The 25,927-nt window shown below is 64.1% G+C and carries 23 protein-coding genes, 3 tRNA genes and 1 pseudogene; 13 read left to right on the top strand and 14 right to left on the bottom strand.

Annotated elements, in window-relative coordinates; translation table 11 throughout:
• The first annotated feature begins 101 nt into the window (after positions 1-101).
• The 5 genes and pseudogenes from NLI84_RS00265 to NLI84_RS19195 all read left to right on the top strand — a co-directional run.
• Positions 102-177: transfer RNA gene (locus NLI84_RS00265), tRNA-Val, on the top strand.
• Between the two features lie 37 nt (positions 178-214).
• Positions 215-291, top strand: a tRNA-Asp gene (locus NLI84_RS00270).
• A gap of 215 nt (positions 292-506) precedes the next feature.
• Positions 507-1,769: a PAS domain-containing protein gene (locus NLI84_RS00275; RefSeq protein WP_255987332.1), complete on the top strand. Its 1,263-nt coding sequence runs from the start codon at positions 507-509 to the stop codon at positions 1,767-1,769.
• Between the two features lie 68 nt (positions 1,770-1,837).
• Positions 1,838-5,728, top strand: coding sequence for an ATP-dependent RNA helicase HrpA (gene hrpA / locus NLI84_RS00280; protein ID WP_255987333.1), 3,891 nt, complete (start codon positions 1,838-1,840; stop codon positions 5,726-5,728).
• 734 nt (positions 5,729-6,462) lie between these two features.
• Positions 6,463-6,549, top strand: a pseudogene (locus NLI84_RS19195) (PEP-CTERM sorting domain-containing protein); the annotation flags it as partial.
• A 45-nt stretch (positions 6,550-6,594) separates the two neighbouring features.
• Here the strand turns inward: NLI84_RS19195 and NLI84_RS00290 are convergent.
• From NLI84_RS00290 to NLI84_RS00310, 5 genes are all read right to left on the bottom strand, one after another.
• On the bottom strand, positions 6,595-6,912 hold the full coding sequence (locus NLI84_RS00290) for a YkgJ family cysteine cluster protein (RefSeq protein ID WP_255987336.1): 318 nt from the start codon (positions 6,910-6,912) through the stop codon (positions 6,595-6,597).
• A 74-nt stretch (positions 6,913-6,986) separates the two neighbouring features.
• Complete coding sequence (locus NLI84_RS00295; RefSeq protein WP_255987337.1) at positions 6,987-7,817, bottom strand: sulfurtransferase; 831 nt, start codon at positions 7,815-7,817, stop codon at positions 6,987-6,989.
• A 22-nt stretch (positions 7,818-7,839) separates the two neighbouring features.
• Positions 7,840-8,229: a hypothetical protein gene (locus NLI84_RS00300; RefSeq protein WP_255987338.1), complete on the bottom strand. Its 390-nt coding sequence runs from the start codon at positions 8,227-8,229 to the stop codon at positions 7,840-7,842.
• 82 nt (positions 8,230-8,311) lie between these two features.
• Positions 8,312-9,490 carry an acetyl-CoA C-acetyltransferase gene (locus tag NLI84_RS00305; protein ID WP_255987339.1) on the bottom strand — a complete coding sequence of 393 codons (1,179 nt, stop codon included), beginning with the start codon at positions 9,488-9,490 and terminating at the stop codon, positions 8,312-8,314.
• Positions 9,491-9,604: 114 nt separating this feature from the next.
• The gene (locus NLI84_RS00310; RefSeq protein ID WP_255987341.1) at positions 9,605-11,320 is read right to left on the bottom strand and encodes a PHA/PHB synthase family protein; all 1,716 of its coding nucleotides are present in this window, start codon (positions 11,318-11,320) and stop codon (positions 9,605-9,607) included.
• Between the two features lie 273 nt (positions 11,321-11,593).
• Here NLI84_RS00310 and pbpG point away from each other — a divergent pair, with 273 nt between their 5' ends.
• Positions 11,594-12,583 (top strand): D-alanyl-D-alanine endopeptidase, encoded by a 990-nt coding sequence (gene pbpG / locus NLI84_RS00315; RefSeq protein ID WP_255987342.1) that lies wholly within the window; start codon positions 11,594-11,596, stop codon positions 12,581-12,583.
• Positions 12,584-12,634: 51 nt separating this feature from the next.
• Here pbpG and NLI84_RS00320 read toward each other — a convergent pair whose 3' ends face one another.
• Positions 12,635-13,027 (bottom strand): YbaN family protein, encoded by a 393-nt coding sequence (locus tag NLI84_RS00320; protein WP_255987344.1) that lies wholly within the window; start codon positions 13,025-13,027, stop codon positions 12,635-12,637.
• Positions 13,020-13,439 carry a thioredoxin TrxC gene (gene trxC / locus NLI84_RS00325; protein ID WP_255987345.1) on the bottom strand — a complete coding sequence of 140 codons (420 nt, stop codon included), beginning with the start codon at positions 13,437-13,439 and terminating at the stop codon, positions 13,020-13,022. The genes NLI84_RS00320 and trxC overlap by 8 nt, the downstream gene beginning before the upstream one ends.
• A 292-nt stretch (positions 13,440-13,731) precedes the next feature.
• Between trxC and NLI84_RS00330 the strand changes: the two genes are divergently transcribed.
• Genes NLI84_RS00330 through NLI84_RS00345 form a run of 4 tightly spaced genes read left to right on the top strand, consistent with a single transcriptional unit; the run spans position 13,732 to position 16,591 of the window.
• The gene (locus NLI84_RS00330; protein WP_255987346.1) at positions 13,732-14,055 is read left to right on the top strand and encodes an ArsR/SmtB family transcription factor; all 324 of its coding nucleotides are present in this window, start codon (positions 13,732-13,734) and stop codon (positions 14,053-14,055) included.
• Positions 14,052-14,480 (top strand): YeeE/YedE family protein, encoded by a 429-nt coding sequence (locus NLI84_RS00335; protein WP_255987347.1) that lies wholly within the window; start codon positions 14,052-14,054, stop codon positions 14,478-14,480. Before NLI84_RS00330 ends, NLI84_RS00335 begins: the two co-directional genes overlap by 4 nt.
• 7 nt (positions 14,481-14,487) lie before the next feature.
• Complete coding sequence (locus NLI84_RS00340) at positions 14,488-14,907, top strand: DUF6691 family protein (protein ID WP_255987348.1); 420 nt, start codon at positions 14,488-14,490, stop codon at positions 14,905-14,907.
• 28 nt (positions 14,908-14,935) lie between these two features.
• On the top strand, positions 14,936-16,591 hold the full coding sequence (locus NLI84_RS00345; protein ID WP_255987349.1) for a SulP family inorganic anion transporter: 1,656 nt from the start codon (positions 14,936-14,938) through the stop codon (positions 16,589-16,591).
• A 41-nt stretch (positions 16,592-16,632) separates the two neighbouring features.
• On the opposite strand, the gene pyk is transcribed toward NLI84_RS00345, so the two are convergent.
• Positions 16,633-18,069, bottom strand: coding sequence for a pyruvate kinase (gene pyk / locus NLI84_RS00350; RefSeq protein ID WP_255987350.1), 1,437 nt, complete (start codon positions 18,067-18,069; stop codon positions 16,633-16,635).
• 166 nt (positions 18,070-18,235) lie between these two features.
• Positions 18,236-18,310: transfer RNA gene (locus NLI84_RS00355), tRNA-Arg, on the bottom strand.
• Positions 18,311-18,807: 497 nt separating this feature from the next.
• Here NLI84_RS00355 and NLI84_RS00360 point away from each other — a divergent pair.
• From NLI84_RS00360 to NLI84_RS00370, 3 genes are all read left to right on the top strand, one after another.
• Positions 18,808-19,191: a VOC family protein gene (locus NLI84_RS00360; RefSeq protein ID WP_255987351.1), complete on the top strand. Its 384-nt coding sequence runs from the start codon at positions 18,808-18,810 to the stop codon at positions 19,189-19,191.
• 456 nt (positions 19,192-19,647) lie between these two features.
• The gene (locus tag NLI84_RS00365) at positions 19,648-20,091 is read left to right on the top strand and encodes a DUF1801 domain-containing protein (protein WP_255987352.1); all 444 of its coding nucleotides are present in this window, start codon (positions 19,648-19,650) and stop codon (positions 20,089-20,091) included.
• A gap of 277 nt (positions 20,092-20,368) precedes the next feature.
• Positions 20,369-21,967 carry a carbohydrate-binding protein gene (locus NLI84_RS00370; RefSeq protein ID WP_255987354.1) on the top strand — a complete coding sequence of 533 codons (1,599 nt, stop codon included), beginning with the start codon at positions 20,369-20,371 and terminating at the stop codon, positions 21,965-21,967.
• A 398-nt stretch (positions 21,968-22,365) separates the two neighbouring features.
• Here the strand turns inward: NLI84_RS00370 and NLI84_RS00375 are convergent, their stop codons facing one another.
• The 5 genes from NLI84_RS00375 to NLI84_RS00395 all read right to left on the bottom strand — a co-directional run bounded on the left by NLI84_RS00375 (position 22,366) and on the right by NLI84_RS00395 (position 25,881).
• Entirely contained in the window at positions 22,366-23,280 is a 915-nt protein-coding gene (locus tag NLI84_RS00375) for a Tim44 domain-containing protein (RefSeq protein WP_255987355.1), read from the bottom strand.
• 148 nt (positions 23,281-23,428) lie between these two features.
• Entirely contained in the window at positions 23,429-23,644 is a 216-nt protein-coding gene (locus NLI84_RS00380) for a hypothetical protein (protein ID WP_255987357.1), read from the bottom strand.
• Positions 23,645-23,720: 76 nt separating this feature from the next.
• The gene (locus NLI84_RS00385; protein WP_255987358.1) at positions 23,721-24,548 is read right to left on the bottom strand and encodes a carbohydrate ABC transporter permease; all 828 of its coding nucleotides are present in this window, start codon (positions 24,546-24,548) and stop codon (positions 23,721-23,723) included.
• Entirely contained in the window at positions 24,545-24,997 is a 453-nt protein-coding gene (locus NLI84_RS00390) for a GNAT family N-acetyltransferase (RefSeq protein WP_255987360.1), read from the bottom strand. The genes NLI84_RS00385 and NLI84_RS00390 overlap by 4 nt, the downstream gene beginning before the upstream one ends.
• Positions 24,994-25,881 carry a carbohydrate ABC transporter permease gene (locus NLI84_RS00395; protein WP_255987361.1) on the bottom strand — a complete coding sequence of 296 codons (888 nt, stop codon included), beginning with the start codon at positions 25,879-25,881 and terminating at the stop codon, positions 24,994-24,996. The genes NLI84_RS00390 and NLI84_RS00395 overlap by 4 nt, the downstream gene beginning before the upstream one ends.
• Positions 25,882-25,927 lie beyond the last annotated feature (46 nt).

A 25,927-nucleotide genomic window follows, 5' to 3' on the forward strand; every position in this document is an offset into this window, starting at 1 on the left:
GCCCCCTTGCCGACGACCGCTACGGCACGGTCGAAAAAAAATTCCGCCATGGCGTTGACACCCCCTGGGACGCATGATTAAATGCGCCCTCTTTCGACGGCGGGTGGTTAGCTCAGTTGGTAGAGCGTCTGCCTTACACGCAGAATGTCGGCGGTTCGATCCCGTCACCACCCACCAGCAACGCCTGTTGTTGAGTGCGTCGAAAGTCCGCTGCGGAGCGGTAGTTCAGTTGGTTAGAATACCGGCCTGTCACGCCGGGGGTCGCGGGTTCGAGTCCCGTCCGCTCCGCCAGCATCCTCTTCCCCCCCATCTTCCTTCCTGTCCGTGATCAGCGCACCCGCTTAGATCAAGACCTGCCGTCGTCTGTGCTTGATATTGCGCGCGGCTTACAGCCCGCAATACACCCGTATCGCTTGCGGATCAAATACAACGTATGCATCGCCAAGCAACGGTTACCCGGCTAAACTTAGCCCTCATCATTGCCGTAAACCGAAGCCACCGCAGGCATGACGCCCACATCCTCGCCACCTCGCATCGATACCGCCTTGCTTGGCCTTGCGCTGCTCACCTGCATCATGGCCGCCATCGCGCTGCAGTGGTGGGCCGCGGACCGCATCGGCAACGGCATCTGGTTCGTCCACGCCTGGATCGCGCTGGCCGTGATCGGACTGATCTATGTGGCTTGGCGCCGCGCGCCCTTGCCCGAACCTACCCAAGCCGACTCCGCGGTGACGCAGGCGGTCGTTGAAGACGCGGTGGCGCACTGCCTCCCCGACATTGTCTGGCGCATCGACTATGCCACCCGGGCCGTCACCGCGCTCAACACCAACGATGTCCCCGGCCACCCTTGCGTCTCCGAAGCCGGCGCCAAGCTCTCAGCCCTGCTGCCGGCGCGCGTGTCGCGCCAATACCTCGAAGCGCTGATCACGGTGCAGAGCACGCAGGCGCCGCAGCAGTTCGAATACCGCTTAGCCGCGAGCGAGCAGGATGATCAACGAGCGTTCGAGGCGCGACTGCTGCCGCTGTCCGGCAAGGAGTGCCTTGCGCTGATCCGCGACGTGTCGGACATGAAGGCCACCGAGGAGGCGCTCTTCAATCAGCAATTGTTCGTGCACCAAATCATCGATTCCAGTCCCAGCCTGATCTTCGTGCGCGACAAGCATGGCCGCTTCCTGCTGGTGAACCGCGCCACGCAAAGTGCGCTGGGGCACGACCTCCTGGTGCAGTCGCATACCGGCTTCGCCGAGCAGCAACTGCCGTTCACCAGCGGCGATGCCGACGTGCTCGACAAGGGCGAAACGGTGCGCATCGTCGACCATTACACGCTGGCCAATGGCCGCACGCATTGGTTCGACATCATCAAGCAGCCGCTGATCCGTGATGGTGAGATCTATATCCTGTCGATCGCGATGGATATCTCGCACGTGAAGGCCGCGGAAGCCGCGCTGGCTGGCAGCGACCCCCTGTCTGGCGAAGTGGCCGACGCGCTGCCGCAGCCCTTCATGCTGGTACGCGACGGTGTGATCGAATTCGCCAATCTCGCAGCCTGCCTGCTGCTCAATGCTCCGCCCTCCGCGGTGCTCGGCCGGCCGTTATCGGCCTTTGCCAGCAATGCCATCGCGCTACTCTCGTGCAGCGACTTCGAAGCGCATCCGTTCGAGCTGCAACGTGGCGCGAGCCACCCCTGCTGGGCACGCCGCGTGCAGCACGGCGCGGGCCACGCGCAGCTCATCATTTTCGACACCTCGCGCGAGACCCAGGCCGCCTAAACCGGCCATTTTCCCCGCCATGTTAGAATCCGGCCGCCTAGCGGCCGTTTTCCATTCAGCACAGCTCGATGACCCAGACTCCCACGCTCGCCCATTTGCAACAACAGCTAGACCTCGTTCCCGCCCGCGCCCGCTGGGCGCTGGAGCGCAAGGTCCGCACGCTGGCCGAGCGCCTGGCGCAAGGCAAACCCTCGGATCGGATGGTGAGCGAATTGCAGGCGGAACTCGACGCAGCCGCCGCCAGCATCGCGCGCCGCCGCGAGCGGCTGCCGCGCCCCGAGTTTGACGACAACCTGCCGGTCAACCAGAAGCGCGACGAGATCGCCGCCGCCATCGCCGCCAACCAGGTGGTCATCATCTGCGGCGAGACCGGCTCGGGCAAGACGACGCAGCTGCCCAAGATCTGCCTCGAACTCGGTCGTGGTGTCACCGGCCTGATTGGCCACACCCAGCCGCGGCGCCTTGCCGCCCGCTCTGTGGCCAGCCGTATTGCGCAGGAACTGAAAAGCGAGCTGGGCGAGTGGGTCGGCTACAAGGTGCGCTTCACCGAGAAATCCTCCGGCGAGGGCTACATCAAGCTGATGACGGATGGCATCCTGCTCGCCGAGACGCTATCGGATCGTTATCTCGCCAACTACGACACGATCATCGTCGACGAGGCGCACGAGCGCAGCCTCAACATCGATTTTCTGCTCGGCTACCTCAAGCAGCTGCTGCCGCGCCGGCCGGATCTCAAGGTGATCGTCACTTCGGCGACCATCGATGCCGAGCGCTTCTCCAAACATTTCGACGGCGCGCCGGTGCTGGAAGTGTCCGGCCGTACCTATCCGGTCGAGGTGCGCTACGCGCCGATTCAGGCGCGCGACGAGGACGATGCCGAGCTCGAGATGGAAGAAGCCATCGTTCGCGAAACCGAGCACCTGTGGCGGCATGACGGCCCCGGCGACGTGCTGGTGTTCCTGCCCGGCGAGCGCGAAATCCGCGAAACGGCCGAGGAGTTCCGCAAGGCCAAGCTAAGGGATGCCGAGGTGATCCCGCTGTTCGCCCGGCTGTCGAACGAGGATCAGCAGCGCATCTTCCGCCAGAGCAACGGCCGCCGCGTGGTGCTGGCCACCAACGTCGCCGAGACCTCCCTCACCGTGCCCGGCATCCGCTACGTGATCGACAGCGGCCAGGCGCGCATCAACCGCTACAGCCCGCGCGCCAAGGTCGAGCAATTGCTGGTCGAGAAGATCAGCCAGGCCAGCGCCCGCCAGCGTGCCGGCCGTTGCGGCCGGGTTTCCGCCGGCGTTTGCGTGCGCTTGTACGACGAGGACGATTTCAACAATCGCCCCGCCTTCACTGACCCCGAGATCATCCGCTCCAGCCTCGCCGCCGTCATCCTGCGCATGGCCGCACTTAAGCTCGGCCGGGTCGACGCGTTTCCCTTTATCGAGGCGCCGTCGAGCCGGCTGATCGCCGACGGCTACGCCCAGTTGCGCGAGCTCGGCGCCGTCGATGACGCGGACGAGCTCACCCGCATTGGCTCGCAGCTGGCACGGCTGCCGGTCGATCCGCGTCTGGGCCGCATGCTGCTGGCCGGCCACGACAACGGCTGCCTCAAGGAGATCCTGGTCATCGCCGCCGGGCTGTCGGTGCAGGACCCGCGCGAGCGCCCGTTCGAAGCACGCGACGCCGCCACACGCGCGCATGCGCGCTTCACCGACGAGAAGTCGGATTTCCTCTCCTACCTGCACCTGTGGACTTTCTTCGAGGAGGCGCTGGCGGGCAAGAGCTCCAACCGCCAGCTGGTGAACCTGTGCCACGAGCACTTCCTCTCCTACCTGCGGCTACGCGAATGGCGCGACCTGCACCGCCAGCTCGCCGATATTGTCGACGATCTGGAGTGGAAACCCGGTAGCGCCGCCGGCACCTACGAGCAAATCCATAAGGCACTGCTCACCGGCCTCTTGGGCAACTTGGGGATGAAGCAGCCGGAAAATGACGAGTACCTCGGCGCGCGCGCCATCAAGTTCAACATCTTCCCAGGCTCGGGCCTGAAGAAGGCACGGCCAAAGTGGATCGTCGCCGGCGAAATCGTCGAGACCAGCAAGCTCTATGGCCGAGCGGTCGCTGCGATCGAGCCCGAATGGGTCGAGCGGCTCGCCGAGCACCTGGTGAAGAAGCAGTATTTCGATCCGCACTGGGAGAAGGACAGCGCGCAGGTGGTGGCGAGCGAGCGCGTCACGCTGTACGGCCTGCCCATCGTCAACCGGCGCCGCGTGCACTACGGCAAGATCAATCCGGCCGAGGCGCGCGGAATCTTCATCCGCGAGGCGCTGGTCAAGTTCAACTACAAGAGCAGCGCCAAGTTCTTCGATCACAACCTCGAATTGCTGCTGGAAATCGAGGAGCTGGAACACAAGGCGCGGCGCCAGGACATCGTGGTCGATGAAGAAGCGCTCTACGCCTTCTTCGACGCGCTGATTCCGGCCGACGTGGTCAATGGTGCCGGCTTCGAGGCCTGGCGCAAGAAGGCCGAGCAGGCAGAGCCACAGTTGTTGTTCCTGTCGCGCGACTACGTAATGAGCCACTCGGGCAGTCGCGTCACCGAGGAGCAGTTTCCGCCGTTCTTCCGCCTGGCCGAATCCAAGCTGCCGCTGTCATACCGCTTCGAGCCCGGTCATCCGCTCGACGGCGTGACCATCACGCTGCCGCTGCACCAGTTGAACCGGGTCAATCACGCCGTGTTCGACTGGCTGGTGCCCGGCATGCAGCGCGAGAAGATCACGCTATTGGTGAAATCGCTGCCCAAGGCCATCCGCCGGCTATGCGTGCCGGTACCCGAGTTCGCCACCCGCATGCTGACCGAGCTCGAACGCGCCGACCACGAGGCGCCACTGCTGCCGCAACTGGCGCAGGCCATCACCCGGGGCGTCGGCCAACCGGTGAGCGCCGATGAGCTTGATGCCTCGGAATTGCCGCTGCATTTGCAAATGAACTACCGCGTCATCGATGACGGCGGCCAGGAGCTTGCCAGTGGTCGCGACCTGATCGCCATCCGCGCCCAGCTGGGCGAAGCGGCACAACTGACCTTCCGCGACGAGGCCGAGGATCAGGGCATAGAGCGCGATGGCATCACCGCCTGGGATTTCGGCGATCTGCCCGAGCAACTGACGATCAAGCGCCAGGGCCGCAAGCTCACCGGCTATCCGGCCCTGGTCGACGAAGGGGAATCGTGTGCAATCCGCCTGTTCGATACCGCACACGCGGCGGACGAGGCGCATCGCGCAGGGGTGGTGCGGCTCTTGCGCATCGAGCTCAAGGACCATGTGAAGCAGCTGGAAAAATCGGTGCCGAACTTCCAGCAGCTGGCCATTCAGCTGCGTACGCTCGGCAACGCCGACATGCTGATGGACGACATCGTCGCCACCATCTGCAACCGCGCTTTCATCGGCGACGATGCACTGCCACGCAAGAAAAAGGCCTTCGACGAGCAGAAGAGCCGCGCCAAGGTACGGTTGCCGAGCGTGCGCGACGCCGTGGTCCGCGCACTGACCGAAGCCGTCGCCGAGTACACACCGATTGCCCAGGTGCTCGCCAAACCCGGCCCCTTGCAGCACGAACTCAAGGCCCAGCTATCGCAACTGGTATTCAATGGTTTCCTCGCCGCCACCACCTGGGAGCAGTTGCCGCGACTGCCGGTCTACCTGAAAGCCATGCGCGTGCGGCTCGACAAGCGGGTGCAGAACCCGGCGCGCGATACCCAGCGCGGAAGCGAGGTCGCCACGCTGTGGCAACGCTGGCAGGACGAGCTCACGCGCTGGCAGCGCGAAGGCCGCGATACGACGCCGCTGTTGCCGTTCCGCTGGATGGTGGAGGAGCTGCGTGTCTCGCTGTTCGCCCAGGAACTGCGCACGCCCTACCCCATCTCGCTCAAGCGCCTGGACAAAACCTGGGCTGAACTGACGCGGCGTTGATCCTCCACCCCGCAGCTGTGGCAAGAGCTGACAATAATGATGACATCAGCACGATGACCCACCGCTCACCCCTCCTATACGGCCGCCCAGCAGCAAAAACTGTAAGCCAACAAAATTCACATTGCGCACCGCACAAATTGCTGCATTTTCAGCATTAAACCGCTATTTATCAGATAATTAGCACGGTCATCCGATTTCCAACGCATTGAAATTGTATCGTCACCAAAGACCGGATAGCATCCGACTGGCACAGAGTTCTTTCTGTGTTCTTAATATTCGGTTAATTAGAAATTCATAATACAAGGAGTGTTTCCATGCGCTTTAAACCTACACTGCTCGGCCTGGTAATCGGCGCGATGCTGGCAGCCGGCGGCGCCCAAGCCTCGCTGATCTCTTCCGGCACGCAAAGCTACGGTCAAGACTATCTGCTGACCTACGGTGATTCGTTTACATCGTCGGAGAGCACCACCAGCGCGGTGCTCGACGTGTTGTTCACCCCGACCGTCCAAGGCAGCGTCAACACCCTGCTGTTCGGCCTGTACGACCACAACGACAATGACTTCTTGGTGTTCGAAGGCTTCGGCGGCAACCTGGGCTTTACCAAGGATGGCAACCGCAAGACCGGGTTCGCCTACAGCTTTAACGACCTGACCATCACCAGCGGTCACAACTACACCTTTGGCGTGCTGGGCCTCGGCAACCAATACTCGGGCGACTTCAGCTACACGCTGACCAACCCGGTACCGGAACCCGAAACCTATGCACTGATGGGCCTGGGCCTTGCTGCCCTGATCGCTCGTCGCCGCAAAGCCAGCAAATAATAGGTAGCGCAGCAACGAAAACCGCGCCTTCGGGCGCGGTTTTTTTCATGGTGCCGGCAATGCTGGCAAGCCATGCAGCGACCTCGCCTGATTACAGCGCGCGTCGCCCACATCGAACTCGTGACAAGTGCTCGAGCGTTGTGCATAGATGCTGCAGCCCACCTGTTCGCCCACGCGGCCTTGCAATGCGACGCAATGCACGGGCTTGTGATCGGTACCCCGCATCGCCACATGCCATGGCGTGATCGGCACCACCATGGCTTGCGGAACGGTGCCGCCGGGTGCGGCATCGGTCTCGCCCCAGTAGAAGGACACGCGAAAGCTGGCGCAACAGGCGCCGCAATTGAGGCAGGGATTGCTCATGACTCCCAGACGCCACCGCCGGCGCCAAGCATGCTGGTCAGAGGTTAACAAAGCGGCATGGCGAGCACGCACGGTCAGCGATCCACGGGGCGATCCGGATCGCTGCACCATTCGCTCCACGACCCTGGGTAGAGCCGCCCGCCTTCCAGATTGGCCACAGCCAGCGCCAGCAGGTTATGGCACGCCGTAACGCCGGAGCCACACTGGTGGACCACCATGGCCGGATCGCGCCCTGCCAGCAACGCCAGCCACTCGTCTCGCAGCTGCGACGCCGGCTTGAAACGGCCGCCTTCCAGGTTGAGCTGGAAGAAGCGATTGAGTGCACCCGGAATATGGCCGCCAACCGCATCCAGCGTCTCGCCGACGCCGGCATAGCGCTCGGCGCTACGCGCGTCGACCAGTGTGAACTGTGCCGTATCAAGATTGGCGAGCACCGCGCTGGCATCGACATGCACGTCCGGATGCAACGCCGGCACATAGGTGCCTGCCCCGCGTTGCGCCGCTGTGTTCGTGAGCACCCCACCGGCCGCTCGCCAGGCGGCGATCCCGCCGTCGAGCACCGCCACCTGCCCGCGGTGCCCCAGCCAGCGCAGCAGCCACCAGCAACGCGCGGCAAACATGCCACCAGCATCGTCGTAGGCGACGATATGACTATCCGCTGTGATGCCCTGCTCGCCCAGCCACACCGCGAGCCCCTCCGGATCGGGCAGCGGATGGCGGCCGTTGCGCCCGGTCCTGGGCCCGGACAAAACATGGTCTAGATGCGCAAAAACAGCACCGGGCAAATGCCCTTCGGCGTAGGCCCGCGCACCCGCGTCCGGGTCAGCCAGGCTGTGGCGGCAATCGATGAAGACGATACGTTCAGCCGCAGCAAGGGCTTCGGTTACGGTGATCAGCGGTGACATCGTTAGTCTTCCTTCCTTCAAATCAGCACGCATAGAAGAAAATCACGGCCAGCACAGCCAGATCGACCACGCCGTGCAGCACCAGCGTTGAAGCCAGGCGAAAGCGGATGCCGCCATCGGCGAGCTCCGTACGCAGCAAGGGGCTGCGCAAGGCCGTATCGGCAGCGGCAAGGCGCATCTCGTCGCGCACGGCGCTCGCCAGCCGCGTCGCATGCCAGATCACACCGAGGTTCGCTGCAAAGAATGCGGCAGCGGCAAGGGCGAGTGCAATGCATCTGCCCATGCCCCATTCGGGCTGCTTAACCAGCAGCCAGCCTGCCATCGCCAGTACCACCACCGACCAGAAATTCCAGTAGGCGTTGATCCGCGATTCCAGTTTCTCGTGCAGATCGAAGAGTTCTCGCAGCTCCATGGCGCCCCCTCGGGGTATCGACTTCGGGCCGGTTCCAAGTAAAACGCCCTCCAGCGGAGGGCGTCCCGATCATCATGCGGGATCAGCGCTCAACGGCGAGCGCGACGCCCATGCCACCGCCAATGCACAGCGTGGCGAGACCGCGCTTGGCATCGCGACGCTGCATCTCGTGCAGCAACGTAACCAGCACCCGAGCACCCGATGCGCCGATCGGGTGGCCCAGCGCAATCGCGCCGCCATTCACATTGACCCGGTTCCAGTCCCAGTTCAGTTCGCGCGCCACGCCCAGTGCCTGGGCGGCGAAGGCTTCGTTGGCCTCGATCAGGTCGAGCTGGTCCAGCGACCAGCCGGCCCGCGCCAGCGCGCGTTGGGTGGCCGGCACCGGCCCCATGCCCATGATGGTCGGATCGACCCCGGCCGAGGCGGCGCCGCGGATGGTCGCCAGTGGCGTGAGGCCTAGCGCGCGCGCCTTGTCGGCGCTCATCAGGAGCACGGCGGCGGCGCCATCGTTGATACCCGAAGCGTTGCCCGCGGTGACCGAGCCTTCCTTGTCGAAGGCCGGGCGCAACTTGGCAAGGCCGTCCATCGAGGCATTGGTCTTGATGAACTCGTCGGCGGCGAACACCAGCGGATCACCCTTCTTCTGCGGAATGCTCACCGGCACGATTTCATTGGCGAAACGGCCGGCGGCCTGGGCGGCGGCGGCCTTCTGCTGCGAGGCCAGCGCCAGCTCGTCCTGCTCGGTCCGGCTGATGTTGTACTTCTTGGCGATATTCTCGGCCGTGACGCCCATGTGATAGTTGTTGTACGCATCGGTCAGGCCGTCGTAGACCATGGAATCGATGAGCTGTGCATTGCCCATGCGGAAACCATCGCGGCTGCCGTTCAAGAGGTGCGGCGTGGCGCTCATGTTTTCCTGGCCGCCGGCAATCACGATCTCGTTGTCACCCGACAGGATCGATTGCACGCCAAGCGCAACGGCCTTGAGGCCGGAGCCGCACACCTGGTTGATGGTAAGGCCGGGAATGGCATCGGGCAGGCCCGCGCGGCGCAGCGCCTGGCGGGCCGGATTCTGGCCAAGACCGGCGCTCAGCACGTTGCCGAGTATCACTTCACTGACCGCATCACCGGCCACGCCGGTCTTCTCGAGGAGAGCCTTGATCACGATGGCGCCGAGCTCCGGGGCCGAAACCTTGGCGAGCGCGCCACCGAAGTTGCCGATTGCCGTGCGCTGCGCGGCGACGATTACCACATCAGTCATTGTCTTTCTCTCCGAAGTCGGGCGTTAAGCCCAGTAGGGTGCCCGCCGTCGCCGGCATGGCTTTATCTTAGGCCCGGGATGGCGCGAGTCGTTCCGCCACCGCCAGGCGGGGCATCAAACCAGCTTTTCCTGCACGTAGCGCCCAGGCGCCGGCTCGACCACCGGGAAACCGGCCGCACCCAGCGTCTTCTTCGCCGCAACCTGCTTGCCCGATTGTGGCGCCAGCCAGGCGTGCCAGTCCTGCCACCAGCTGCCTGGACGCGATTCGGCAGCGGCGAACCATTCTTGCGCATCCGGCACCAGGGTCTCGTTTACCCAATAGTTGCGCTTGTTGCTGGTGACCGGATTGATGGTGCCGGCGATATGGCCGGAGGCACCAAGCACGAAGCGCAGCGGCCCCTGGAACAGGTGGGTGGTGCCGTAGGCCGATTGCCAGGGCACGATATGGTCCTCGCGCGCGGCAAACACGTAGGTGGGCACTTCGATGGTGGTGAGATCGATATCGACGCCGCATAGCGCAAAGCTGTTCGGTTTCACCAGGTTGTTCTTCAGATACATGTTCTCGAGGAAGAACGTGTGCATGGGCAGCGCCAGATTGGCCGAATCATTGTTCCAATACAGCAGATCGAACGGTGGCGGCGTCTTGCCCTTGAGGTAGTTGTTGACGACGTAGTTCCAGATCAGGTCGTTGGCGCGCAGCGCGGCGAAGGTGCGTGCCAACTCCTTGCCGGAAATCACGCCGCCGGTGGCCAGCTGCGGCTCGCGCGAGCGGATCACGTTCCAGTCGATGAAGTGCTTGATGTCACCCGGCTCGGTGTGATCGAGCATCACCGTCATCAGCGTGAGCGACTTGAACCAATCGAGCTCGCGGTCCTGCATCACTGGCAGTGCGGTGGCGACGAGCTCACCGCCAACGCAGAACGACAGCACGTTCATCTGCGGCTTTTTGCTGATGGCGCGTACCACCTCGCCCGCCTTGATCACGCCGTGCTCGACGTAATCGTCCCAGGTCAGCTTGCCCAGTTCCGGCGTGATCGATTTCCACGAAACGAGAAAGGTGGTGTAACCCTGCTCGACGATCCAGCGCACCATGGAGTTCTCGGGCTGCAGATCCATGATGTAGTACTTGTTCACGCACGGCGGCACGATCAGGAGCGGCACCTCGTACACCTTGGCGGTGGAGGGCGTGTACTGCAGCAGTTGAAAGAGTTCGTTCTCGAACACCACCGCACCCGGCGTCACCGCGAGGTTCTCGCCCACAGCGAAATGGCTCTCGTCGGTCTGGGTGATGCTGCCCTTTTGTACATCGGCCAGCAGCTTCTTCACGCCCTCGTGCAGGCTCTCGCCCTGGGTTTCCGACGCGAGCCTCATCACTTCGGGATTGGTCAGTGCAAAATTGGCCGGGCTGATCGCATCGAGATACTGGCGGGTGAAGAAGGCAGCGCGTTCGCGCGCCACCTCGTCCGGATGTACCGTCTCCAGCGAATCGAGCAACCAGCGTGCGGTCAGTAGATAACTTTGTTTGATGAAGGAGTACGGTGGCTCGTCCCATTCGGGCGCGTTGAAACGGCGATCGCCCTTCTCCGGCTCGATCAGCTGTTGCTGCGGCTTCACGCCGACCAAGCCCAGCCACAGGTCGAGTTGCTGCTGGTAAAAGCTCGCCTGCTTCTCCAGCCATTGCGGCTGGGTCTCCAGCCAGCCAGACAAGCCGCTTGCCGGTTCGCTGGCCACGCCAGACGTTGCGCCATGCGCGGCCCACTGCTGCCACCATAAGCGATTGGCGTCGTTCAACTGTTGCATCAATGTATCGAGGGATGGGGGGTTGATCACGACTCACTCCGGTAGACAAGCAGGGCAAACACTTTGGTAGTGCATACATAAAACCAACAAACGACAATTGGGAAAAGCACTTAAATTGTGCGACGCAGCATACAAAAATCCCAGTTTTGGCGCAAGCGCAGCGAAATAATCGTAGAAACCGCATGCACAATCACACGGTTCTTATTGATTAGACATGACTTTTTAAATAATCTTGTTATAAAATCAGCAGTAACTGATACACCAAACCGCGCTACAGCATTCGACGAGGCGGGAGAAACAACAATGCGAAACTGGATCAATGCCTTAAGCCTGGCGCTCCTTGCCGTCTGTTTCAGCGCGCCAGCGCTGTCTGCGGGCAAATCGCAGGACAGCAAACAGGCCAGCGCCAAGCACGGCAAGAAGGCGGCACAACGCAAGAGCAATCTGTCGCGCGTTGCCACGACCAACGCCCGCAGGCAGGTCAACGTGGCCCGCGCCATGGCAGCGCCGACCATCGCCGAACACCCGGGCGTGCAGTCAGCTGGCGTGCTGGTGCTCAATGAGAAGAGCGGCGAGGTGGTTTACGAGAAGAACGCCGATTCGATCGCGCCGATCGCCTCGATCACCAAGCTGATGACCGCCATGGTAGTGCTCGATGCGCATCTGCCGATGAACGAGCTCTTGACCATTGGACCGGAAGACGTCGATACGCTGAAGAACACCAGCTCGCGCCTGGGTGTCGGCACCCAGCTCACGCGCGCAGAGATGCTGCTGCTGGCGCTGATGTCGTCGGAAAACCGAGCGGCCTCGGCGCTATCGCGTCATTACCCGGGCGGGCAGCTCGCCTTCCTGCGGCAGATGAACGAGAAATCCCGCGAGCTGGGCCTGGTGCGCACCCGCTTTCTCGACCCCACCGGCCTCGCCCCCAACAATGTGTCGACCGCGCGCGAGCTCGCCAAGCTGGTCAGCGCTGCGCACCGCTATCCGGAAATCCACCATTTCAGTACCGCCAGCGAATACGCCTTCGTCTCCAACGTATCGGGCCGTGAGCTGCAATTTCGCAACACCAACCCGCTGGTGCGCGAACATGACTGGACCATAGGTCTGTCCAAGACCGGTTACACCAGCGAGGCCGGGCGCTGTCTGGTGATGCAGGCAACCATCAACGGCTCGCCGGTGGTGATGGTGCTGCTCGATTCGGAAGGCAAGTTCACCCGTATCGGCGATGCGACCCGCGTGCGCAAGTGGCTGGAAACCAGTCCCTATGCCCAGTTGCACGCCAGCACCTACTAGGCCGCACATCTAGCACCCATACAACGGCGCCGCATGGCGCCGTTGTCGTTTTCAGCGCGGCGCCGTCGGCAAACGCGCCATCCAGATGAACAGTGGCAGCCACAAGGCAAACACCAGCAGCACCGGCCAGCCATGGTCGCGCAGCATCCACGCCGACCAGGCGAAACTGGCGCTCATCAGCAGCAACGCCCAGCGCTTGGCGCGCGCGGGCAATGCGCGCTGTTGCCGCCACAGGCGGATCGCCGGGCCCAATCGCGGATGATCGAGCAGCCACGCTTCCAGCCGCGGCGAGGAGCGCGCAAAGCAGGCGGCAGCCAGCAACACGAAGGGCGTGGTCGGCAACAAGGGCAGCACGACCCCCGCCGCCCCCAGCATCAGCGCCGCGATCCCCGCGCATAGCCACAGGCTGCGCACTATCCCGCGCTGGCGTAGCCGCTCAGACAAATTGCATCAACCAGGCCTTGAACTGGCCCGAAGGCAGCGCGCCGGCCATCCGTTCCAGCTCATTGCCGCCATCGAATACCGCAATGGTCGGAATGCTGCGGATCTTGTACTGCGCCGCCAGCGCCTGCTCAGCCTCGGTATCGATCTTGACGAACAGTGCCTTGCCGGCAAATGCCTCGGCGGCCGACGCAAATGCCGGTGCAAAAGTCTGGCAAGGCCCGCACCAAGTCGCCCAGAAATCGACGACCACCGGCACCTTGCTGTGACGCAGCAGCTCGGCGAAGTTGTCCGCGGTTCCTGCTATCGGGCCATTCAGCAAGGGCTGATGGCAGGCGCCGCAACTGGGCGCTTCGGCCAGCCGGACGGGCTCGATACGGTTGCCGGTGTGGCAATGGGGGCAGGAAACGATCATGACTAGGCTTTTCCGAACTGGTTGAGCGGGATTTTCAGGTAGCGCACGCCGTTCTGCTCCGGCGCAGGCCGCTTTCCTGCCCGGATGTTGACCTGCAGCGACGGCAGAATCAACTGCGGCATGGCTAGCCCGGCATCGCGCGCAATGCGCGTTGCACTGAGATCGGCTCGCAGCGTCGCTGCGTTGTATCGAAGAGCGCGGCGATTTGCGGCTGCGCTAAGGGGGGTCCAGCAGTGGACCCCAAGACATTATATTTTTTCATATAATGTTTCAAAACAACCCTGGTACTGCCATGCTTGCCCCCAAAGCCAACCAGCCATTGCGCATCGCCGCCGGTCGCGTTGCCGCGCTGATGAAAACGCTGGCCAACGAAGATCGTCTGTTGCTGCTATGCCAGTTGGTCGATAGCGAACTGTGCGTGTCGGATTTCACCGCGCGCACCGGTCTTGTCCAACCCACGCTGTCGCAGCAGCTCGGGGTGTTGCGCAACGACGGTCTGGTCACCACCCGCCGTGACGGCAAGCGCATCTACTACCGACTGGAAAGCCCAGAAGTCATCCGCATATTGCAGTTGCTGTCCGAACTGTATTGCCCCACCCCAGGAGCACCATCGTGACGCTGGACTGGCAGCACTTCACCCCTTGGGCCGCGCTCAGCGGCGGCTTGTTGATCGGCATCGCCGCGGGTGCCTTTGCACTGTTGGCCGGGCGGATCGCCGGCATCAGCGGCATCGTCGGGGGCCTGCTGCAACCCGGCACTGTACGCCAGGGCTGGCGTTGGGCCTTCGTCGCCGGCCTGCTTGCCGCGCCACTCGGCTGGCTAGTCGTTGCCGGACGCCCGACGATCACCGTCGCCGCTTCGCCGCTGCTACTGGTCTTGGCCGGTTTGCTGGTCGGGCTGGGCACCCGTTATGCCAACGGTTGCACCAGCGGCCACGGCGTCTGCGGACTATCCCGGCTGTCGCTGCGTTCGCTCGCGGCGGTACTGGTGTTCATGGCAACGGGGTTTGCCACCGTGTTCGCACTGCGGCACCTGCTGTGAGGCTGCCATGCTGAACCTCGTTTCCGTCGCTTGCGGCCTCGTATTCGGCTTGGGGCTGATCGCATCCGGCATGGCCAATCCAGCCAAGGTGCTGGGTTTTCTCGATCTGACCGGCCACTGGGATCCCAGCCTTGCGCTCGTCATGGGTGGTGCGATCGCCGGCGCATCCCCCTTTTTTGCGCTGGCGCGGCGGCGGCGCACCACGCTGATTACCCACGAGGCGATGGTGCTGCCGCGCGGGCAACTGATCGATCGCCGGCTGCTACTCGGCAGCGCCGCCTTCGGCATAGGCTGGGGGCTGGCCGGCATCTGCCCCGGGCCCGGCCTCGTTGGCGTAGTGCTGGCGCCTGCCGGCTTCCTGCCCTTCGTCGCAGCGATGCTGGTCGGCTTCTGGCTGTTCGGCCGGCTGGAGCGCGCGCGTGGGTGAATGGCGGTGGTTACCGATAGCCCGCTGGTTGCCGCGCTACCGCCGCGCAGATTTCTTCGGCGACCTTGGCGCCAGCTTGATCGTCAGCCTGTTGCTGATCCCACAGAGCATGGCCTACGCCTTGCTCGCCGGGTTGCCGGCCGAGGTGGGGCTCTACGCCAGTACGTTGCCCCTATTGGCGTACGCGCTATTCGGCCATGGCATGACGCAATCGGTCGGCCCGATGGCACTGACCTCGCTGATGACGGCCGACGCCTTGGCCACCGCGGTCGCAGGCGGTCACGATGCGCTCGCAGCCGCCTGCGTACTGGCCCTGCTCAGCGGCACCATGCTGATGGTCTTCGGCCTGCTGCGGCTGGGCCGGATCACGCGCCTGCTGTCCTTGCCAGTGGTGAGCGGCTTTACCAGCGGCACGGCCATCCTGATCGCGCTGGGCCAGCTGGGACCGTTGCTAGGCGTGCGACTGGCGGGTGAACAGGCTCCGGCGCTGCTGGCGCAACTACCCTGGGCCCTGCGGGATGCCACTGGCAGCGTACTGGGGTTTGGCTTGGCGGCCCTCATCGGTTTCTGGCTGGTCGGGGACGTATTGGTCGCGCAGCTGCAACGCACGCGCCTTAATGCACGCACAGCCTTGTTGCTCGGCCGAGTCGCGCCGGTGGCGCTGCTGGTCGCGTTGACCGCGCTGGCTACGTCACGCGGCGGCCTGGCTACCATCGGCGCGCTACCGCAACTGCAACTGGCCTGGTCGTGGCCCGATGCGTCGCTGGAGCTGGTCGCCGCATTGTGGCTGCCCGCGCTGCTGATCGGCCTCGTCGGCTATCTGCAGAGCCTGACCATCGCCCGGACATTGGCCGCGCAACGACGCGAAACCGTCGACGCCGACCAGGAGTTGCTGGCCTTGGGTGCCGCCAACCTGGCTGCGGGCAGCATCGGCGGCATGCCGGTCAGCGGCGGCTTCTCGCGTACCGCCGTCAATGCCGGCGCCGGGGCGCGCACGCCGCTCGCAGGCGTCTACACCGCCTGCTGGATCGTCCTGGCGGGCGCTTGGCTCACCCCGTGGCTGGCCCTGCTGCCCAAGGCCGCGCTCGCCGCCACCATCGTGCTCGCCGCGCTCAAGCTGATCGACTGGCGCCAGCTGCGGGCGAGCTGGCGTTACGACAAGCGCGACGGCGCGGCGCTGCTGGCCACGCTGGCGGTCACCCTGCTGTTCGGCGCCATGCCGGGCATTGCCAGCGGCGTACTGCTGTCGCTGGCGCTCTATATCCAGCGCACCAGCCAGCCGCAGATCGTCACCCTGGGCCGTCTGCCCGGTAGCGAGCATTTTCGCAACGTCGAGCGCTTCAGCACCGAAACCTGGCCGCAACTGACGCTGCTACGGATCGACGAAAACCTGTACTTCGGCAACGCCCTCGCGGTCGAGGAAGGCGTGCTGGCCAGAGCAACGCGGGAGACCCGCGATCTCGTGCTGGTGCTCTCGGGGGTCGCCAGCATCGATTACAGCGCAGCCGGCATGCTGGCCGAGCTCGACCGCCTGCTCGCCGAGCAGGGCGTGCGCCTTTACCTTGCCGAACTCAAGATGGCGCTGCACGAGCAACTGGCCAGCAATGGCCTGCTGCAGCCCCTGCTGGCGCGCAGCTTCCTCAACCCGCACCAGGCGGTAGAGGCGCTGCTCACGCCGCCATGAAAAAGCCCGGCCTAAGCCGGGCTCTCGGGTACGCACCGCGTTTAGCGCGCCTTGCGATCGCCGATCTTCACGATCTTCAGGCTGTTGGTGCCGCCGCCCATGCCGACCACGTCGCCATAGGTGAAGATCACCACGTCGCCGTTCTGCACGATGCCCAGGCGCAGCATCTCGACTTCAGCGCGAACCAGCAGATTTTCGCGGTCGGCGTTCTCGTGCGCCAGCATCACCGGGTAAACGTCGCGGAACAGCGCCAGGCGGTTGTAGGTGTCGGCTTCCGGCGTCAGCGCGTACACCGGCACGCCGGAGACAAAGCGGCTGATCCACAGCGCGGACGAACCCGACTGGGTCAGCGCGGCAATCGCGCGCACCTTCAGATGCGTTGCGGCAAACAATGCCGCCATCGAAATGCTCTGGTCGATGCGATGAAAATCGCCTTGCGCCAGCACTTCGTCGCTTACCTTGCTGTCGACCGATTTCTCGGCCTCGAGACAGACGCGCACCATGGCCTCGACCGTTTCAATCGGGAATTTGCCGCTGGCCGATTCGGCCGACAGCATCACCGCGTCGGTGCCATCGAGCACGGCGTTGGCGACGTCGGACACTTCGGCGCGGGTTGGCACCGGGCTCGTGATCATCGATTCCATCATCTGCGTGGCGGTGATGGTCAGCTTGTTCTTGCGGCCGGCGGCCTTGATCATCTTCTTCTGCAGCGCCGGCACCGCCGCATCGCCCACTTCAACGGCCAGATCGCCCCGGGCAACCATGATGCCATCGGAAGCGTCGAGGATTTCCTCAAGGTTGGCCACGGCTTCGGTACGCTCGATCTTGGCGATCAGCAGCGCCTTGCTGCCGGCCGCGCGCAACAGCGTGCGCGCCATGTACATGTCGGCACCGGACTTGGGGAACGAGACGGCTACATAGTCGGCGTGCAGCTTGGCCGCCGTCTTGATGTCTTCCATGTCCTTGGCGGTCAGCGCCGGCGCGGTCAGGCCACCGCCTTGCTGGTTGATGCCCTTGTTGTTGGACAGGATGCCGCCCACCTTGACCACCACGTGGATTTCGCTGCCGAGCACCTCGGTCACTTCGAACACCAGGCGGCCATCGTCCAGCAACAGGATGGCGCCGGTATCGACGTCGTTCGGCAGCTCCTTGTAATCGAGGCCGACGCGCTCCTGGTTACCCATGGTGCAGTTGGCGTCGAGGATGAACTTGTCGCCATTCTTCAATTCGATCTTGTTCTTCTCGAACTTGCCGACGCGGATCTTGGGGCCTTGCAGGTCAACCAGCACCGCCACCGGCCGCAACGACTTAGCGGCAAGCTCACGCACCAGCGCGGCGCGATCGATGTGATCCTGCGCGGTACCGTGCGAGAAATTGAGGCGGACCATGTTCACGCCGGCGGCAAGCAGGCGCTCCAGCGTGGCTGCATCGCTGGTGGCTGGGCCCAGCGTGGCGACGATCTTGGTGCTGCGTAACATAGGAACTGCTCCTGTCTTGGAATACTGTTGGTTATGCTTTTATACGGCAGAGACGAGACACACCGCCCGGGGTGCGCAGGGGACACACCGCGGCAGGCGCGGCGTACAGAAGAACACGGCGGATAAATCCGGTGTATGTCGTCATGAGTTGGCGCGTGCGCCGGTTTGGCACCCCCGACAGGAATCGAACCTGTAACTAGCCCTTAGGAGGGGCTCGTTATATCCATTTAACTACAGGGGCAACAACCCAAGCCACGCGGCTTGATTTGTTTGATCTTCAACGGCTTGCCTTCCCAACCCAAGGCTGCGCAGTTAGCGCCTTGTCCTTCGGTTTGCATGAGCTTGAGCCGTTGTTTTCCGATCGGTGCTGCCGATAAGCAACGCGAGTCTGTCGCAGCGGCATCAATAGCACTCGAATACGGCGGCATTATACCGATCTACTGCGGCTGGCGGGCCACCGTACGTGCGAAGAAACAGGAAAAACTGATCTTGGACAGATCACGTGTCTGTCGCCTATCGCAGCGCAGCCGGATAGGCGAACCGTAGCGAGCCCCAGCGGCCTGCGCCGCGCCGGTCAAATGGCCAGCGCAACCGGGTGGCAAAGCCACCAGTCTGGGCGCAAGCTGCCGCAGCACACGCTACATTAAAGCGTTTGTCACCCCGGGACCGCAATGCGTGGTGCTGCCTCTTGCCTTGCCCTGCGCTCGTGCTCCCCCTTCCCACCCTCGGATGCCTGCCATGCCCACCTTCAAACCCGAGCACTACAACAGCGTATCGCCCTATCTGATCGTCGCGAACGCTGCCGCGACGATCCTTTTCCTGCAACAGGCGTTCGACGGTGTGGCGCTGCGCCAGTATCCGGGCGAAGCCGGGCGGATCATGCATGCCGAGGTACGGCTCGACGACACGGTGATCATGCTGGCAGATGCGCACCCGGATTGGCCAGCGGTACTGGCCCATGTCCACATCTACGTGCCCGACGTGGATGCCACCTACCAGCGTGCCCTGGCTGCCGGCGCGACGTCGGTGCAGGAACCTGTGCAGAAAGCCGACGAGGACAAGCGCGGCGGGGTGAAGGATGCAGGCGGGACCACGTGGTGGATTGCCACCCGAATCGGGTAATCCTTCGCAGGCGCGCGTCGCAGCTCGGCTGCTAGGCTGGCTTTGGTCATTTGCGCTAAGGAACCGCCATGCTGTTGCGTCTGCCACTGCTCAGCGGCGTGCTGCTGCACCTTTATTCCCTGTTGTTTCTGGCGTCGGGCGGGCCGAACCTATTTATCGCAACGCTATTTGCCTGGTCCTGCCTGCCGTATGCCGTATGCCGTTGCGGCCTTGCTGCCCAAGCTACGCCTGCCCCCTGCGATCGGCGCCGGCTACGCTATGGCGGCACTGACGGGCGACCTGTACATGCACTACGCGGCGTTCCTCCGGCCCCGGTCCTCAACCGCCGCGCTCGGTCTGCTGCTGATGCCGCTCTGGAACCTTGTGCTGATCGGCCCGATCGGAGCGGCAAGCGCGTGGGGATGGCAGCGCCTGCGTATCCTTTGCTCTCCCCCACGGTAACGAGGAGGCTACATCATGGCTGGTAGATCGCCCAAGCCCGCGGGAAAATCTGCTACCCCGATACTCCTGTCGGGTGGCAATCCGCAAATCGCCAAGGCCGACGGCGATGCGCCGGTGCAGGCCTACATCGCCGCGATGCCGGGCTGGAAGCACGACGTCGGTCGCCAACTCGACGCGCTGATCGAACGCACGGTGCCCAATGTGCAAAAAGCGGTGCGCTGGAACACGCCGTTCTACGGCATCGCCGGCGAGGGCTGGTTTCTGGCCTACCACTGCCTCAGCAAATACGTGAAAGTCGCTTTTTTGAATGGCACATTGCTGCAGCCCATGCCTCCGATCGCCTCCAGGCAGGAAGGCACTCGCTACTTCCATATCCACGAAGACGACCAACTCGACGAAACCTCGCTCGCCAGCTGGATCAGGCAGGCGGCATCGCAGCCAGGCGAGCGCTGTTTCTGAATTGCCATGCGCGCGCGCCCAATTGCAGCAAGGCGGGCTGGATAGCGACAGCGCCGATGCGTAAACCCCGCAACCGATCAACCGGAAAAAGCCGCCGGCCAGCCCCTGAGCGACCATGGCCAGCCCGTGTTTGCTGCCAGGTGTGATTCGGACAAAACGATAGGTCGGATATGAACATTGGATCTGGCACCGACCCGGATTAGGCTGCACGCTCAGGCAATTGGCGCGAGCGCAGACGCGCCCAGCCGACTCTCGATAACGACAAAGGATGGATGAGATGCAACGAACATTCGCACTCGGTGCGCTGGTCATGGCTGCGGTCGCAGCCTATGCCCAGGCAGCCTACCCGGCCTGGGCCGAAGGCAACACCTATGTGGCTGGCAGCTACGTGAGCTACAACGGTCGCGACTACCAGGCGCAGATTACCCACACCGCGTACGTAGGTGCGGGCTGGAACCCGGCGGTGACCAACACGCTGTGGCGCGACCTGGGCCCATCGAGCGGTAATCCGCAACCCACCGCAACGCCGACACCGCGCCCCACCGCCACCCCGCAGCCAACCGCCACGCCGCGCCCGGCCACCCCGACTCCGGTCGGCCAGTGCAGCTACGTGGTCTGGCAAGCCGGCGTGAACTACACGCTGGGCACCGTGGTGCAATACCAGGGCGCGTACTACCGGGTGAAGGCGGTGACCGCCAACGGCACCGACGGCACCATTCCGACCATCAGCACCTGGTATTGGGAGCCGACCACCTGCTCGGGCACCGCCACCCCGACGCCGCGCCCCACCGCCACCCCGTTACCCACCACCACGCCCACCCCGCGTCCGGCCACGCCGACCCCCGTGCCGCAGTGCAGCTATGTGGTCTGGCAATCGGGCGTGAACTACTCGCTCGGCACCGTGGTGCTGTACCAGGGCAGCTATTACCGGGTGAAGGCCGTCGGCGCCAATGGCAGCGACGCCACCATCCCGACCATCAGCACCTATTACTGGGAACCGACCACCTGCTCCGGCACCGCTACGCCGACACCGACCCCGGCAGGCCCGACCCCGACGCCAACCCCAGGCACGGCCAAGAAGATCGTCGGCGGCTACTGGCCGTACTGGCCGGGCTCACAGATCCGTATCCGCGACGTGCCGACGGGCTACAACCTGATCTATCTATTCGCGGCCACCCCGGTGGGCGGCTCGCCCGGTACCACGGGCGCAGTGCAATGGAACACGCCGGGTGACGGCCGTGGCGCAGCCACCAACCTGAAGGCGGACATCCAGTACGCCCGCAGCACGCAGGGCCGCAAGATCATCCTGTCCGTCGGCGGCGCCGGCAACGGCATGAGCTTCCCGAACCGGGCCAAGTCGCAGGCCTTCGTCGACAGCGTGACCGGCATCTACAACCAGCTCGGTGGCTTCGATGGCTTGGACTGGAACACCTTCGAGGCCGACCAGACGCCGGATACCTCGGAAATGGTCTGGATCAGCCAGCAGCTGAAGGCACGGTATCCGGGCTTCCTGATCTCGGCACCGCCCGCACCGTGGAATGCCCGCGACAAGACCTTCTGCCGCGACATGCTGGTGGCCGGTGTGCTCGACTACTGCGCACCGCAGTACTACGACGGCCCTAACCTCGCCGAAGTCAGCTACGTGGTGAACAACGTCAACGAGTGGGTCGCGCTACTGGGTGCGGAACACGTGGTGGTCGGCTTCGGCGTGTGGAACCAGACCAACTACATGAGCATCGACCAGGCGATTTCCGCGTGGAACCAGATCAAGGCCAGCCATCCGGCTATCCGCGGCACCTTCAACTGGCAGATCGGCACCGATGAAACCCAGGGTTGGCCGTACGCCACGCGCATGCCGGCGCTGGTCAATCCCTGATCACCCTGTTGCTTGAGGGTGGCACCGTAGGGCCTCGCTTCGGCGAGGCCCTTTTTATGTGCTTGCCCGGATGCACGCAAGGTAGCCATCGAAGATAGTGGCGCCGAGCGCACGCAACCGCACCGGCGCGGCCCACAAAGCCCTTGGGCGATCTCGCACTCAGTTGCCGTACACCTTCTAGTGCGAGCGACAGCCAGGAGTCCTGGTTTATCGCTTTTCAGGACGTTACGCGCGGCCTGCCAGAACGCTACACGGGATCTAGTCAGCCGCCCTTGGTGCTGCGACGCCAAGGTGCGCCATCGATCGCCACCCTGTCTGCGCTGAACGCAGCTTATAGGCCCCACAAAACAAAACCGGAAGGCTAGGCCTTCCGGTTTTGTTTGAGTCAGCAGAACCGATCAAGCGTTCTGCTGGATCCCTGCCACCACCCAGCCGGTCCGGCCATCGAGCGGCTTGGTCAAATGCCAGGTTTCGTCGACATTCACCGGTGCGGCACCAGCTTCCTCGCGCACAAGCCCGGTGAAACGCACGCTGGTCACATAGCGGCTACTTTCCTGCGTCGCTTCGAGCACCTGGGCGTTGATACTCACCACTTCGGTGGTCTGCGGCGCGCTACCGCGCTCGGCCAGTTGCAGCTTCACTTCGGCGTACATCTCGGGTGAAGTGAACTCGCGCAGATCGTCGAGATTGCCCGCGTCGAACGCGGCCTGCAGGCGGATGAAGTTGAGCTTGGCTTCACGCTCGAAACCGGTCACATCGAATCCCGGCGGCAGGCTGGGAGCCGTGACGGGCTGGGCCGACGATTGCCACACGCTGTTGCTCGCGGCACCTGGCATGACCGGCTCGTTCACACGGGCGGCGGGCTCGAACGAGCGCGGCTGAGGCGCCGGCTGTTGTTGCCACGACGGCACGCCGTTGCCAGCACCCGCGTAGGCCGTGGCCGGCGCCTTCGGTCGCATACGGTTCATGATGAAACGGATCGCGACAAAAGCCGCCAGTGCCAAGAGCGCGATCATCACGAAGTTGGCCATGCCCGCGCCCATGCCGAGGTGCGAAAACAGTGCGGCCAGACCCAGGCCTGCGGCGAGGCCGGCGATGGGGCCCATCCAGCTGTTCTTGCGCGGCGCGGCGCCCTGCATCGGCTGCTGCTTGGCCGGCGCCTGATCGACGCTGCGTTGCGGCGCGGCGTTACGATCGACCGAGCGCTGCATGCCGGACGATCTGCCGCCGCCAAAGCGCTTGGCTTCGGCGTCGTCGGCCATGGCGCCAAAGCCGATGAACACGGCAAAAACGGCAACCAGAAAACGTTTCATCAAAACCCCCGATAGTGAATGTGCGGCACACCTTGCGCACCGCCAGCATGGACCGGCGGCACGCGATTTGGTTCACGCGCTCGCAAGCGTACAACATGGTCACGAACGTGCGCATTTCAAGCGTCGCGTCAACGCGGCGCGTGGCGGCTCAATCCGCCTTGCGGGTGTTGTCCGGGTCGTACAGCATGCCGGTATCGTGATCGAACGGCTTTTGCAGCGTCACATCGACGCGGTGCACGCCGGGCAACGCGCCCGGTGCTGCCAGCACCTGGCCACGCGGCGAGTGGTGCGGATGCAGATCGGCGTGCGCTGGAAACACGCCACGAAACGTTTCCGGATGCCTGAGGGCGGTGGCGAGGCTCATGGCGCAATGCTCCTTGCTTGGGAACAAGGCTGGGACTCGCGTGCGTGGCGCGGCGTTCAGCGCAACCGACAGCAGGTCAGCCGCGCAGCGGCAAGGCCTGCGGCTGCAGGAACAGCCGTTGCGTGGCGACGAACAGGACGATCACTGGCACCACCGCCATCACCACCGCCGCCATCACCAGGCTGGTCGACACCGCGAACGGCCCGGTCAGGTCGTTGAACACGCCCACCGAAATCGGCAGCTTGCTGCGGGTGTAGAACACCACCGCCGGCCACAGGTAGTCGTTCCAGGCGGTGACCAGCGTGAAGATCGCCAGCGTACCGATGGCAGGCAGATTGAGCGGCACCGCCACCCGCCACAGCAGCCGCCATTCGCTGGCGCCGTCGACGCGGGCGGCGTCGATCACCTCCTCTGGCACTTGCTCGAAGCTTTGCTTCATCAGGAATACGCCAAAGGCGCTGGCCAGATTGGGCAACACCGCCCCCAAGTAGGTATCGACCAGGCCCAGCCGCGAGATGGTGACGAAGTTGGGCACGATGGCCACTTCGGACGGCAAGGTCAGCGTCAGCAGCATCACCGCGAACAACGCGCGCCGCCCGGGGAAATCGAGCTGCGCCAAGGCGTAGCCGCAGGGAATGGTCAGCGCCAGCACGCCGGCCACGGTAATGGCCGACAACAGCAAGGAATTTCCCACATAGGTGAAGAACGGCATCTCCGCGAACACGCGGCGGAACCACCCGGTACCGGGCGCGTTCGGTACAAAGGAGGCCGGGAAATGCCAGATCGCGGAAGGATCACTCGACAGCCCGACCGACAGCGCCCAGAGGAAGGGAAACAGCGTGAACAGCGCAAACAGGCTCATCGCACCGTAGCGGCCGCCCCAGCTGGCGATCTGCCGATTCATATCGCCCCCTTCAGATCCAGCGCGCGAATGATTTCATGCCCGTCGCGATCGATTTCGACAAAGCCCAGCGCGGCATACAGCGCCGCCGCCGCCGCGTTGCTGGCGCGGTGCCCGAGCAGTACGCGGCGGCAACCGGGCCGGACAGCCAGCCTCGCCGTCAGCGCCTGCATCGCCGCACGGCCGTAGCCCCGCCGCTGGAAGCGCGCATCGATCATCAGCGCGATCAGCCAGTGCTCCGCCGTTGCCTCGTCCTCGCCCAGCACGGCAAAACCGACCGCGGTCCCCTCGGCCTCGACGGCCCACAGCTCGAAACTGGGCTCGAAACGCGACTCAGCGATCCATTCCAGCACCGAGAAAGGGAACAGCACCTGTTGCTCGGCGCTGACCCGCAACGCCGCGCAAGCGTGCCAGTTGTGTCGCGTCACCGGCTGCAGGCTCACCGCGCTCATGCGGCCCTCCGGAACGGGCTGTGGCGCCCCATCACCCGCAGCTGCACCAGCGCCACGGCGAGGCAGACCAGCGTGAACAGCAGCGCCGCAGCGCCGGCGGCGCCGAAGTTGAAGCCGGAGAACGCCATGTTGTAGACAAAGTAGAGCGCGGTCACGGTATCGCCCGAGCCGCCGGTGAGCACCATCACCTCCTGGAAGGTCTTGAGCGCGGCAATGGTGGAGAGCAGCGTGCACAGCACGATCACCGGCGCCAGCATGGGCAGCGAGATATGGATAAAGCGCGCGCGCGGGCCGGCGCCATCGAGCACTGCGGCTTCGGTCAGCTCGCGCGGGATTGCTGCAAGGCCCACCAGATACAGCACCATGTAGTAGCCGACGTTCTTCCAGAACGCGAACAGCATCACCGCGACCAGCGCCGGGCCCGACTGCTCCAGCCATTGCGGGCCCTGCCTCGGCTCGAACACGCCAATGGCGGTAAGCGCCCAGTTGAGCATGCCGTCGTAGTGGAACACGTAGCGCCAGACGATGGCGGCGATCGATAGCGTGATCACCACCGGCAGGTAGAAGGTGGCGCGGAAGAAGGTGATGCCAGGCAGCTTGCGATGCACCAGCAGCGCGAGGCCCAGCGCGCCTGCCTGGATGATGGGCACCGTCAGCAGCATCAACAGCGAGTTGGCGACGGAAAGCCGAAAGGTGGCGGATTTATAAAGCGTGACAAAGTTGGCGAAATCATTCCACGCCGTGGCGCGCTCGGCGATGAAATAGTCCTGGAACGCCAACCAGCCGTTGAACAGCATGGGCCAGAGCGTGAACACCACGAACACCAGCGCGCACGGCGCAACGAACAGCCAGCCAGTGAGTGCTCGCACGCCGGGCTTGGCCATCAGCCGCCCCTTGGCCGCAACGCCGTGTACGCACCGCTGGCCTTGC

Source organism: Chitinolyticbacter albus (assembly GCF_024437655.1).
Lineage (GTDB): Bacteria > Pseudomonadota > Gammaproteobacteria > Burkholderiales > Chitinibacteraceae > Chitinolyticbacter > Chitinolyticbacter albus.